Source organism: Paraburkholderia sp. WS6 (assembly GCF_030464835.1).
GTDB classification, from domain to species: domain Bacteria; phylum Pseudomonadota; class Gammaproteobacteria; order Burkholderiales; family Burkholderiaceae; genus Paraburkholderia; species Paraburkholderia madseniana.
On sequence record NZ_JALQCK010000019.1, the window covers coordinates 143,349 to 155,799 of the forward strand.

Consider the following 12,451-nt stretch of genomic DNA (forward strand, 5'->3'; position numbering starts at 1 on the left):
CGCGATCCTTGTCGTCACTCGCCCTGATTGCGGGCGAGTTGCAAGGGCGCGATGTTAGTGGCTTAGTGCCGCGGCAGGTGGCATTTCGGGCGCATGCACCGTGACGGTCTTGCGGACCTTGGCGACATCTGCCGCGCTGACTGTCGAACCGGTGTTGCCCCAACTGTTGCGCACGAAGTTCGTCACGTCGGCGACTTCCTGATCGTTCAGGCGCCAGCCGAAGGCGGGCATCGTGAACGAGGACGGCGCGGTCTTCGTGCCTTCGAGCGTGTTGCCGGTCAGCAGCACGTGAATCAGCGAGGTCACGTCCTTGCCCTGCACGACTGGATTGCCGCCTAGTGCCGGGAACACGCGCGTGTAGCCGCGGCCGTCACTGCGGTGGCAGGCGGTGCAGTTGTCGCGGTATACGGCGGCTCCTGGCGTTGTGGCGTCGCCGGTACGCAGGGCGCGAGCCGCCGTATCGTTGTACACGTACGGCTTTTCGTTCGGATCGGTCGACGGCAGCGTCTTCAGGTAGCGTGCGATCGCCGTGAGATCGGCGTCGTTCATGTGCTGCATGCTGTGCTGCACGACGTCCGTCATGCCGCCGAATGCCGCGCTGTGCTGCGTGCGTCCGGCCTTCAGGAATCGCACGATATCGGCCTCGCTCCACGAACCGATGCCGGTGCGTGGATTGCTGCGCAGGCTCAACGGGACCCAGCCGTCGATCGCCGCGCCGCCTGCGAGAAACTCGGAGCCGTCGAGATCGCTCAGCGCGCGTTCCTGCATCGTCACTGCACGCGGTGTGTGACAGGCGCCGCAGTGGCCGAGGCCCTGCACGAGGTACGCACCGCGTGCAACCACCGGATCGGCATAGTGTTTCGAATTGAACGCCGCGGGATCAGGCGCGAACAGGTAACGCCAGATGCCGAGTGGCCAGCGCATCGACAGCGGCCAGACGATATCGACCGCACGGTTCGTCTGGTGCACCGGCGCGACACCTTGCGTGAAGTACGCATACAGCGCGTGCATGTCGTCATCGCTCAAACGCGCATACGACGGGTACGGCATCGCCGGATACAGCGTGTCGCCGTTCGGCCGCACACCGGCACGGACCGCGCGATCGAACTGCGCGAAGGTCCATGAGCCGATGCCGGTGTTGCGATCGGGCGTGATGTTGGTCGAGTAGATCGCGCCGATCGGCGTGTCGAACTTCAGGCCGCCCGCGAAGGGTTTGCCGGATTGTGCCGTGTGACATGCAATGCAGTCACCGGCACGCGCGAGATACGCGCCGTGCGCGATCAACGTCGCGTCGGATTGAGGTGGGAGCGTTGCGGCTTGCGCGGCGAGCGGAACGGACAACGTAGCCGCCACGCAGAATGATGCAGCGCGCACGCGTCTGAATGCCTGACCCAGGCGTTTCGTATCGATCTTCTTCTTCATACGCTCACCAGCGGCCCGGGGTTCTTCAGATACTGCGTGCGAATCGCACGCGCCGACCAGTAGGCGAGCGCCGCGACGAGGCCGGTCGGGTTGTAGCCGATGCCTTGTGGGAACGCCGACGCGCCCATCACGAACACGTTGTGCACGTCCCAGCTTTGCAGGTAACGGTTCAACACGCTTGTCTTCGGATCGGTGCCCATGATCGCGCCACCGACGAGGTGAGTCGTTTGATAGCGGCGCGAATCGAAGTGCGCGCCGAACTCGCGCGTATAGACGCCGATGGACTTCGGCCCCATCTGCTGCGCGATCTTGTGCATCTGCCCGGTCACGTATTGCGCCATCTTGATGTCGTTGTCCTTCCAGTCGAAGGTCATGCGCAACAGCGGCTGGCCGTAGGAATCGCGATAGGTCGGATCGAGGTCGAGGAACACGTCGCGGTACGACATGTTGGAGCCGTGCGCGTCCATCGAGATCGTGTGCGCGTAGTGGTCCTTCACCGACTTCTTCCAGTCCACGCCCCAGTTGGGCGTGCCGGCCGGTGTCGCGATGCCGCTGATCGGTTTGGTGCCCGCCTGATTCACCCACAACGGCGAGCCGCCGACAAAGCCGAGCGGACCGTGATCGAAGTTATCTGCATTGAAGTCGTCGACGGCGACGCCGTTGCCGCCCGCGCCGATGAACGGATTGGTGAAGGTGTCCTTGTCGAAGAACGCGGTGATCGTCGAGAGGTTCTGATACGCGAAATTGCGGCCAACCACGCCTTCGCCCGAGATCGGGTCATACGGCTTGCCGATGCCCGAGAGCAGAAGCAGGTGAACGTTGTGATACTGGAACGCCGCGACGATCACGAGATCCGCAGGCTGAAACACTTCGTTGCCCGCCGGATCGACGTACGTGACGCCCTTGGCGCGCTTTTTCGTATCGTCGAGTTCGACGCGCAGCACGTGGCAACGCGAGCGCAGTTCGAAGTTTGGCGACTGCTTCAGCGCCGGCAGGATGTTCAGATTGGGCGACGCCTTCGAGTACATGTAGCACGCGTAGCCGCTGCAGAATCCGCAGAAGTTGCACGGTCCCATCTGCACGCCGTACGGGTTCGTGTACGGACCCGACGTATTCGCCGAAGGCAGGCGGTACGGGTGCAGTCCGAGTTCGCGCGCGGCCTTGCCGAAGCGTTCGGCCGAGTAGGTGTTCAACTGCGCGGGGAGCGGGAAGTTGTCGCTGCGCGGCGCGTCGAACACGTTACCGTCGCCGACCACCTTGCCGTTGACCTTATAAGCCTGGCCCGAGGTGCCGAACACTTTCTCGGCGAAGTCGAAATGCGGTTCGAGTTCGTCGTAGCTGACGCCGTAATCCTGAATCGTCATCCCGTCAGGAATGAAGCGCTTGCCGTAGCGTTCTTCATAGTGGCTCTTCAGACGCAGCTCTTCCGGAGTGATGCGGAAATGCACGCCTGACCAATGCAAGCCGGCGCCGCCGACGCCTTCGCCCGGCAGAAACGCGGCAAGCTGCCGATAAGGCAGGGCGGTGTCGCCGACGTTATGACGGATCGATACGGTGGTCTTGGAGAGGTCGAGGAACAGCTTCTTGCGGACGTTGTAGGTCAGCTCGTCGATCGTGTTCGGATACGCGCCGTCCGGATAGGTGTCGCGATACTCGCCGCGTTCGAGCGCGACCACTTTGAGGCCGGCCTCGGTGAGTTCCTTCGCGAGGATCGCACCGGTCCAGCCGAAGCCGACGATGACCGCGTCGACGTGCGGTTTGGTTTGTGTGGTCATCAGGTGCGCTTTCCTTCAATCGACACGGGGCCATACGGATAGGCCTGACCGTTCTGGTTGACGAAGTCCATGAAATCGGCGCGCGCGCCGGGGAAGCCGATCATCTTCCAGCCGCCCATGTCGCGATTGCCGCCGTGGATCGGGTCGCAGAAATAGCCTTCGCGGGTGTTTTGCAGCAACTGGCCGAAGAAGACGCCGGCCGGGACGTCCGCGAGATCGATCTTTTCTGTCTCCAGCGCGGCGAGCACGGTGTCGCGTGTGGGTGCGTCGAGGGCGTCGAACGGATGCGAGTAGGTCTTCGTGCAGTAGGCGTTGACCGCCGCGATGCCGAGCCGGTACAGATCGCGTGGCACGAGCTTCAACTGATAGCCGAGTTCCGGCGCGCCTTGCATGAATGGGCCCTGCATGTACCAGAGCGCGCCGTGCGCATACGGCGTGTCCATCTGCCGGTCGATGAACTCGGGCACGCCGGCTTCGACCGCGCCCGGGCCTTCGCTGTCCGATGGAATCAGGCGATCGACCGCCGCGTGGATGAACGCCCATTCCTTCGCGTCGAAGAAATGCGGCTTGTAGTCGGCACCGGAGGGCTGGCCCGCGGAGGCGGTGCCGCTCGCGCCCTGAGCAGTCGTGGCGGATTGCTTGACTTCACAGCCGGCGAGGGTCCCGGCGGGAACCAGCGCAACGGCCGTGCGTAAGAAGCCGCGGCGGGAGGTGAGGGGAGATTGAGCCATATTGTTCTTTATCGCGAGATGGGGGCGCGCCGTGGTGTGCACGGACGGTCTTCGGATTTCGGCGCCATAGTAAATGGAACCGGTTCTAATGTGTCTCTACTTTTTTACAATAAGCTGTTTCATGAAGTGATTAAATTTCCTTTTGAAGGAAATATGTCTTGTAAATCATAGGTGTTTTTAAGCCTGTGTGGCCTGTGGGCGGGGCGGACGGAGCGATGTGAAACTGACGCAAAAAAGCGACGTTTTTGCGCAGGCATCGCTATGAGCGGCCGTTCGAGCGGACGTGGTTTACCCGCGCTTACAGCACGCTGACGATGGCGAGCGGTCGCCGGTCGGGCCTGAGACGGCCATACGGGGCACGTGAATCCCGCTATATCTTCCAGCCGTATTGCGCCGACTCCGGCGCGAGAATACTTTTCGCCTGCCGCAAACGCGCGAAAACAGACGAAGCCTACAAATTGAAAGAAATTCCGCGCTGAAGGGCTCTTTTCGACGCCCGTGCCTCGCGCCGCCGGAGGCACACATCACGACGACCATCAAGGAGACAAGCTGTGCTTCCCGCAACCATGCCGATCAACGTTGGCAATACCGCTTTCATGCTGCTGTGCGCGAGCCTCGTCATGCTGATGACGCCGGGTCTCGCGTTTTTCTACGGCGGCCTAGTCGAACGCAAGAACGTGCTGGCGATCATGATGCAGAGCTTCATCTCGCTCGCGTGGACAACCGTGCTGTGGTTCGCGTTCGGCTACTCGATGTGCTTCGGCCCAAGCTGGCACGGCATCATTGGTGACCCGACCTACTATGCGTTCCTGCGCGGCATTACGCTGCAAACGATGTACACGGGCAATGACGCGGGCATTCCGCTGGTGGTCCACGTCGCCTATCAGATGATGTTTGCGATCATCACGCCGGCGCTGATCACAGGTGCGTTCACCAACCGCGTGACGTTCAAGGCGTACTTCCTGTTTCTGACCGGCTGGCTGGTGCTGGTGTATTTCCCGTTCGTGCACATGGTCTGGAGTCCGGATGGACTGTTCGCGAAGTGGGGTGTGCTCGATTACGCGGGCGGCATTGTGGTCCACAACACCGCCGGATTCGCCGCGCTAGCGTCGGTGTTGTATGTGGGACGCCGTCAGACCCTCACGCACAAGCCGCACAACGTGCCGTTGATCGCGCTCGGCACGGGTCTGCTGTGGTTCGGCTGGTATGGTTTTAACGCCGGCTCCGAGCTGCGCGTCGACGCCATCACGGCCTCGTCTTTCCTTAACACCGACGTCGCCGCTTCGTTCGCTGCCATTACGTGGCTGCTGATCGAATGGGCCAACGCACGGCAGCCGAAATTCATCGGCTTGCTGACCGGCTCGGTCGCCGGCCTTGCGACCATCACGCCCGCGGCCGGCTATGTGTCGTTGAGCACCGCCGCGATAATCGGCATTTCTGCCGGTGTGATCTGTTATTACGCTGTTGCGCTGAAAAACCGGCTTGGCCTCGACGACGCGCTCGACGTGTGGGGCGTGCATGGCGTGGGAGGTCTTGTCGGTACCGTTCTGCTCGGCGTGTTCGCGTCGAAAGCGTGGAATCCGAATGGCGCGGATGGCCTGCTGTTAGGTGGCGGCGCTTTCTTCGTCAAGCAATGCGTGGCGGTATGTGTGTCCGGCGTCTGGGCGTTCGTGTTCACGTGGGGCATGTTGTGGCTGATCAACCGCGTGACACCCGTTAAGGTCGGTGAAGCCGCCGCGCAGCACGGGCTCGATACCGAGTTGCATGGCGAAGTGGCTTATCTGGACGCGTAAGCAAAAGCACAAGGTGAGAAGAGAGCGGGACGCTTGCGTCCCGCTCTCTTTTCTACGTTCACATTGAGTCGAGTACGAAAGTTTCCTGATTCCTTCGAGCTGCTACGTCCGTCGGCCCTTACAGGGGGAGGCATCGATTCCATTCCCGGTTGCTTTCAGCCACTGTCGACGTTTCAACTCCTGGTGGTGCCATAAGCAGCCAGCCTCCCGGAGAAATGAAGAACAAACCCGAGCAATGCCAATGCGCTGCCGAATATGCACGCTGTGTGCCATCCACCTAGTCGCCAACTGAGACTTGCTCCCCAGGAACCCGCGGCACCGCCTACGAACATGCCGCTCATGAATAGCGTGTTGAGTCGGCTTCTTGCCTCCGGGCGAAGTGCGTACACCACATGTTGGTTGGAGATGAGAGCCGACTGCTCACCGAAGTCCAACAGGATGATGCCGACGATCAGGCCAACGAGGCTGCCCCAAAGGCCGAGAACCGCGTATGACAGCAGCATGATCAGACAACCAAGCCCGATAACGGCATGAGGTCCACGACGATCGGCGACACGGCCGGCAAGTGGGGCAATCAGAATACCGGCCGCACCAACGATCCCCATGAGGCCTGCGACATCAGCCCCCAAGCCGAAGGCTTCATGCAGACGCAATGCCAGAATCGTCCATAGCCCAATAAAGGAGCCGAACATCGCGGCTTGAATACACGTTGCACGGCGCAGTGACGGTTCTTCTCGCCACAACTCGATGAGTGACTTCATGAGACGAAAGTAGCTGTGACTTGTCTTGGGTTCACTGTGTGGGAGTTTGACTAGCAACATGACCCAGATAATGGCGGTCATCGCGGCCCCTAGCCAAAACGTGGCACGCCAGCCCCAATGATCGGCAGTAAATCCGCCGACGGCCCGTCCCAGCAGAATGCCGCAAAGCAGGCCGCTCATCACGGTACCGACGACCTGGCCACGGCGATTGGATCCGGCTAGTTCTGCCGCGAACGGTACGACTTGTTGGGCAACAGATCCTGAAATACCTACTACTGCTGAAGCGACTACCAGCAACCAGGCATTCGGGGCTGCAGCAAGGCATACCAACGCCACGACTAACACTGCCGTTTGCCCGAGAATCAATTTTCTCCGATCAATCCGGTCTCCCAGAGGTACCAGAAAAAACAGACCACAGGCGAAACCCAGTTGTGTCGCCGTCGGAACCAGATTGACGAGGCCAACCGATCGTGGGAAAGCCTGCTGCAATAGTTCCAGGATCGGCTGGTTGTAGTAAATATTAGCGACGAAGACACCGCAGGCAACCGCCATCACCATCAGCAATGAACTGTCCAGGTGATGTGTTAACCCGGGCTCTTCAGGGGCGGCGGACTGCGCCGGAGATTCGCTACCAACTGTATTGGGTGACATGTCCAGACTCACGACGTAGTACAGGGACCTTCATCGTGATGCAGCGCACACAAGAAGTCTTTGGCCTACAATTTCAGACGTCTGAAATCCCTGTTGATCCCCGAAATCTCGCCGTGTGACATTGACAAATGCCTACAGGTACAAAGACTCGCCATGAAAGGCCGTCGAAGGGCCCGGACTCCCGCGACGACGATATGGTTGCTTTCGGCAGCTACCAGTTGTTCCCACGTTTGCGGCTATTGTTAAGAGACGGTGTACGACTGGACGTAGGTGAGCGTGCGCTGGACGTGTTAGTCCAGCTTGTCAGTACGGCAGGCCAGGTCGTATCCAAAGATTCGCTTCTTTCCCGGATATGGTCGAAGGAGGTCATCGAGGAAAACAGCTTGCAGGCGCAGATCTCGTCGTTGCGAAAAATACTGGGGGATGATCGGGACCTTATCGCGACGGAATTCGGTCGAGGCTATCGTTTTACAGGTTCAGTGCAGGCGCATCGGGCTGTCACGTCGTCCATAGGCGCACCTCAACCACGAGTTGGCCTGCCGAGCCCACGGTCTCCTTTGATCGGCCGCGTTGAGGAGCTATTGGAATTGAACCGGCTGCTGGCTACCCAAACGCTATGTACGCTCACAGGCCCTGCCGGCATAGGTAAGACCCGCCTGGCGATAGAGGCCGCGTCAGAATCCAGTCCCTGGTTTCCCGACGGGGTTTACTTCGCCGACTTGTCGCAACTGAGCGCAGCCTCAGTATCGCCAGCTATTTCGAGCGCGTTGGCGGGGCTTGCTGGGACAAGCACACAACAGTTGGCGTCTCACCCGGGAAGGGCACTACTGGTCGTTGATAACTGCGAACACGTTACGTCGGCCTGTGCAGCGGCCCTCGAGCGGGTTCTGGAATCTGATCCGCAACTGAGCGTGCTGCTCACCAGCCAGACCCCATTGGGGCTGGACGGTGAGCAGGTCTACCGGCTCAGTCCCCTCGCGTTACCTCCGCGCACCATCAACGCAGCAAACGCAAGAAGCTATAGTGCGGTTGAACTGTTTGTCCGGCGTGTAACTTCCGCGGACTATCACTTCGAGCTTACGGAAACGAACGTAGAGCAGGTTACGACGTTATGCAGGGCGCTCGATGGGGTTCCACTGGCATTGGAAATCGCTGCAGCTCGCGTGCCATCGTTGGGTCTCGCAGCGGTCACCGAAGATTTAGCCCTTTCGTCCGGATTGCTTGCCGCTCAGAAACGCCAGACCCCAGGTCGCCATCGGACGCTTGGTGACGCGCTGCAGTGGAGTTACCAATTACTCGACTCCGTGGAACAAGCGGTGTTCCAGGAGCTGGCCATTTTCCCTGCCGATTTCACCGTCGCTGCCGCAGAACGTATCGTATCCACCAATCTGGAAAAGCCCACCCGACTGGTTGATGTGCTTTGCAGCCTCGTTGACAAGTCGCTGATCACGTTGCAGGCCGGAACCCAACCGATTCGCTATCGCTATCTAACCATGCTGCGGGCATACGCCCTGGAGCAGCTTGCGAACCGCACGGCGGCCATGACTGAAAAGCATGCTCGCTTCGTTGAGCAATTGACTTCTCAAGCCCAACGAGATTGGACGTCGCTACCCACGACGCAATGGAAGCGACAATACGAACACCACATTGACGATATCAGGGCCGCTCTTGACTGGTCATTGTCAGATAGTAAGCGCCGTGCCTCGGGTCTGCTCATTCTCGCGAACTCCGCCCCATTCTGGATACAACTATCACTCTACGACGAGTGTCGCCTGCGGATTACGAACGTACTGGAAGAAACGAAAATTCCTCCGGTTGAAGAGCGCCAGGAGATGATGATCCAGACCGCACTGGCCACTTCGCTGACCTGGTCACGTGGACCCGTTCCGGCTAATGGGCGGGCCTGGAGCAGGGCCAGCGATCTCGCGCTCCGGCTGGACGACGCGGAAACGCAACTGCAGGCTGAATACGGTCTATGGCTTTATCATCTCCGCAGCGGTTACTACGCACAGGCCCTCGAGCACGGGAAAAACATGGCAGATCTAGCCGCGAGTCATCGCGATCAAGCGGCACTTCTGACGGCACGTCGTTTGATTGGGACATCTCATCATTTTCTGGGAAATCACACTGAAGCTTTGTCTGAAATTGAGTGCATGCTCGACAGTTATACGCGCGACGAACGTCATGGCTCCCATTTCAGATTTGGAATGGACCAGCGCGTGGCAGGTTGGGCCTTTCTTTCGCGCATTCTGTGGGTAATGGGAAACCCGGCCAAAGCGCGACGGGCTGCCCAGATAGCGATTGACGAGGCGATGGCACTGGATCACGCCTGCACCCTATGCTGCGCCCTTGCGGAGGGAAGCTGTAACGTGGGCGCACTTTCGGGAGACGTAGAAGGCGTCAAGCGTGTGTCCCAGCAGCTTATCCAAGTGGCAGGAACTCACGGTCTGGACTTTTGGGGACTCTATGGTTCGGCTTTTTCACTTTGGGCGAAAGTATTCCAGGATCCGAACGCTGTCTCTTTCGTCGAGCTTCGATCGACACTGGAGACGCTGCAAGCCCGTGGATTTGATCCGGCTTATTCCGTTTTCTTATCCGACTTTGCGAGCGCAATGCTGGAACAGGGCCGTATGCGAGAAGCAGCCAGCCTCATTAATGCCCGGCTGGCCGGCGACGCTACTGGACAGTTTTGGAACGCCCCTGAACTGATGAGAGTCAAGTCTCGGACGCTCTCGGAGAAGAGGTCATCTCGGCGAGCGCCACGGGCGTTGATTTTGCAGCAAGCGTTGACGCTGGCGCGCGCTCAGGGCGCCAAGGCGTGGGAGCTAAGACTCACGAACGAACATGTCGCATAGGCGCCCGGCGTAATGCGGTATCACCCGTTTGCCGCGCCGAGCGCTTCGCCGAAGCGGGACATGCCCGCGAGCGGGCCCGTTTCCGTCGATTCGACCAGGTAGTCTAGGAAGGCCCGCACAGAGGGTGACGTGCGTCGCGCGCGTTCGAAGAGCACATTCACAGGTGCAGGCATAGTCTCGTAGTCCTGCAGGATACGCCGCAGCCGGCCGCACTCGATGTCGGCTGCCACTTGCCACGACGGGGCGCGCACGATGCCCGCACCGTCGATCGCCGCGGCCGCGAGCACGTCGAGCGCGTTGGCCCAGAGGCGACCTGTAATGCGGGCGGAATGACGGGTGCCTGCGGACTTGAAGCGCCAATCGACGGGGCCGGGCTGATCGGAGAAAACGAGGCAGTCGTGCCGGCGCAGCTCGTCAGGCGAGCAAGGCGCGCCGCGGCGTTCGATATAAGACGGCGCGGCGCAAACGACCATGCGCACGTCACCGAGCTTGCGTGCCACGAGCGCTGAATCGGGCAGGCGGCCCACATGAATCGCGAGGTGGATGTCCTCCTCGACGAGATTCACGGCGCGGTCGATCAACAGCAGTTCGACCGAAACCGCGGTGTGGCGCGCAAGGAAGCACGGCAAGAGCGGCGCGATGACGGTTCGGCCGAGCAGCGTGGGCACAGCGATGCGCAAACGGCCCGCCGGCTCGCTCTGGCCCGCGCTGAGTAACGTGCCCACTTCGTCCAGCTCCGCGAGGATCGACTTCGCGCGCTCAAAAAATAGACGCCCCTCGTTCGTCAGCGCAATGTGCCGTGTCGTGCGCCGCAGCAGTTGCATGCCGAATTGCTTTTCGAGCGCCGACAAGTGGCGGCTCACCGAAGTGAGCGACATCGGAATCGCACGTGCAGCGGCAGACAGACTGCCGGTTTCCACCACTCGGACAAACACGTTCATCGCGTCGAATCGGTCCATTGGTCACCTTTCCTCGAAGCGGAAGAGTCATTATCGCTTTATGACCGTACTCCCGAATCGGGGAATAGTCTACATTCCCCTTTGAGCAAACCGCAAAAGCCCGCGCGCCACGCCTGGAGCGCGTGAGCTCTTCGAACATTTCCGGCAAAGGATGGACGCAGATGAAACAGTCGATCTACTGGGTCATGGCACTCGCAGCCGGGCTCGTCGTCGCCAACAACTATTACAACCAGCCGCTGCTCGTCGATTTCGCGCATACGTTCAGGGTTGCTGAAGGGCAGGCCGGCGTGGTTTCCATCGCCGCGCAGGCTGGTTATGCGCTCGGCCTGCTCCTGTTCATTCCGCTGGGCGACAAGGTCGAGCTTCGCAAGCTCTTCGCGTTCACGTTGGCGGCGTCCGTCGTTGCCCTCGTTGCGATGGCGGCGGCGCCCACGCTGCCTTGGGCTGTGGCGGCGAGCTTTGCCGCGGGCATGGCAAGTGTGGCACCGCAACTGCTCACGCCTCTTGCGGCGCAGATTGCAGGACCCCAAGGCCGCGGCAAGGCCGTCGGAATCGTGATGTTGGGCCTGCTTTGCGGCATCCTCGTCTCTCGCACGGTATCGGGCGTGATCGCTGCGTATTTCGGATGGCGCGCTGTCTACGCCTTCGCGGCAGTCGCAATGGTGGCCGTTGCCGTCATGCTTGCGCGCGTGCTTCCGCGCGTCGAGCCGACCTTCTCGGGCAGCTACGGTGCGTTGATGCGTTCGCTGCTTGCGCTGCTGCGCGAGGAGCCCGTGGTACGGCAGACCGCTTCGATCGCGGCGTTGCAATTCGCCGCATTCAGCGCCTTCTGGACGACGCTCGCGTTTCACCTGCACGGCCTCAACGCCAGTTACGGCAGCGAGACAGCCGGATTGTTCGGGCTTGTCGGTGTCGCCGGCGCGAGCGCGTCCTATGCCGTTGGAAAGCTGACCGATAGGCACGATCCGCGTCGTGTCATTTTCGTGGCCAGCATCGTGTTCATCGCCTCGTATATGCTGCTTGCCTGGAAAGGCGCGAGCATCGGCGGGCTAATCGTCGGCGTGGTCCTGCTCGACCTAGGCTTGCAAAGCTCGCATGTCTCGAACATGGCGCGCAATCTGGCAGTTCGGAGCACCGCGATGAGTCGCGCCAACACGCTCTATATGACGATCCGCTTTGCGGGCGGGGCGCTCGGCGCGACGCTTGGCAACTATGCATGGAGCGTGTGGCATTGGCCGGGCGTGTGCGGTGTCGGGCTCGTTTTTGCCAGCGCCTCAATGCTGCTGCAGATCATTCCCGCGTCCGGTCCGCGGCCGTTTGCGGCGGAACGCGAGAGAAGCGCCGACCATAAGGTGCATGAAGCGCGATAGGCGATCTAGCGTTCGAATCAAACTGATCGCACTGCCTTAGGCGTATGGATGGACTGCTCGCTGATCACGACGATGGCAGGAGCAATGCCGAAGTAGGTAACAACGTTCATTGATGCTCATAGCAAACCTCACCT

8 protein-coding genes are annotated in these 12,451 nt (G+C 60.7%); 3 read left to right on the plus strand and 5 right to left on the minus strand.

Features of this window, described 5'->3' with window-relative positions:
* Nucleotides 1–54: 54 nt before the first annotated feature.
* The 3 genes from M0D64_RS22840 to M0D64_RS22850 are packed head-to-tail and all read right to left on the minus strand — an operon-like array spanning nt 55 to nt 3,928.
* A complete protein-coding gene (locus tag M0D64_RS22840; RefSeq protein ID WP_266259346.1) occupies nt 55–1,422 on the minus strand; it encodes a cytochrome c in 1,368 nt (455 codons plus the stop codon).
* Nucleotides 1,419–3,197, minus strand: coding sequence for a GMC family oxidoreductase (locus M0D64_RS22845; RefSeq protein WP_266259347.1), 1,779 nt, complete (start codon nt 3,195–3,197; stop codon nt 1,419–1,421). Before M0D64_RS22845 ends, M0D64_RS22840 begins: the two co-directional genes overlap by 4 nt.
* On the minus strand, nt 3,197–3,928 hold the full coding sequence (locus M0D64_RS22850) for a gluconate 2-dehydrogenase subunit 3 family protein (RefSeq protein WP_266239650.1): 732 nt from the start codon (nt 3,926–3,928) through the stop codon (nt 3,197–3,199). The genes M0D64_RS22845 and M0D64_RS22850 overlap by 1 nt, the downstream gene beginning before the upstream one ends.
* A gap of 551 nt (nt 3,929–4,479) precedes the next feature.
* Here M0D64_RS22850 and M0D64_RS22855 point away from each other — a divergent pair.
* A complete protein-coding gene (locus M0D64_RS22855) occupies nt 4,480–5,721 on the plus strand; it encodes an ammonium transporter (RefSeq protein WP_216674285.1) in 1,242 nt (413 codons plus the stop codon).
* Nucleotides 5,722–5,894: 173 nt separating this feature from the next.
* Here M0D64_RS22855 and M0D64_RS22860 read toward each other — a convergent pair whose 3' ends face one another.
* The gene (locus tag M0D64_RS22860) at nt 5,895–7,133 is read right to left on the minus strand and encodes an MFS transporter (protein ID WP_266259348.1); all 1,239 of its coding nucleotides are present in this window, start codon (nt 7,131–7,133) and stop codon (nt 5,895–5,897) included.
* A 194-nt stretch (nt 7,134–7,327) separates the two neighbouring features.
* Between M0D64_RS22860 and M0D64_RS22865 the strand changes: the two genes are divergently transcribed.
* The gene (locus M0D64_RS22865; protein WP_266259349.1) at nt 7,328–9,988 is read left to right on the plus strand and encodes a winged helix-turn-helix domain-containing protein; all 2,661 of its coding nucleotides are present in this window, start codon (nt 7,328–7,330) and stop codon (nt 9,986–9,988) included.
* 20 nt (nt 9,989–10,008) lie between these two features.
* On the opposite strand, the gene M0D64_RS22870 is transcribed toward M0D64_RS22865, so the two are convergent.
* Nucleotides 10,009–10,947, minus strand: coding sequence for a LysR family transcriptional regulator (locus M0D64_RS22870; RefSeq protein ID WP_266259350.1), 939 nt, complete (start codon nt 10,945–10,947; stop codon nt 10,009–10,011).
* 161 nt (nt 10,948–11,108) lie between these two features.
* On the opposite strand from M0D64_RS22870, the gene M0D64_RS22875 reads away from it, so the two are divergent.
* Nucleotides 11,109–12,317 (plus strand): MFS transporter, encoded by a 1,209-nt coding sequence (locus M0D64_RS22875; RefSeq protein ID WP_266239646.1) that lies wholly within the window; start codon nt 11,109–11,111, stop codon nt 12,315–12,317.
* The last annotated feature ends 134 nt before the right edge of the window (nt 12,318–12,451 follow it).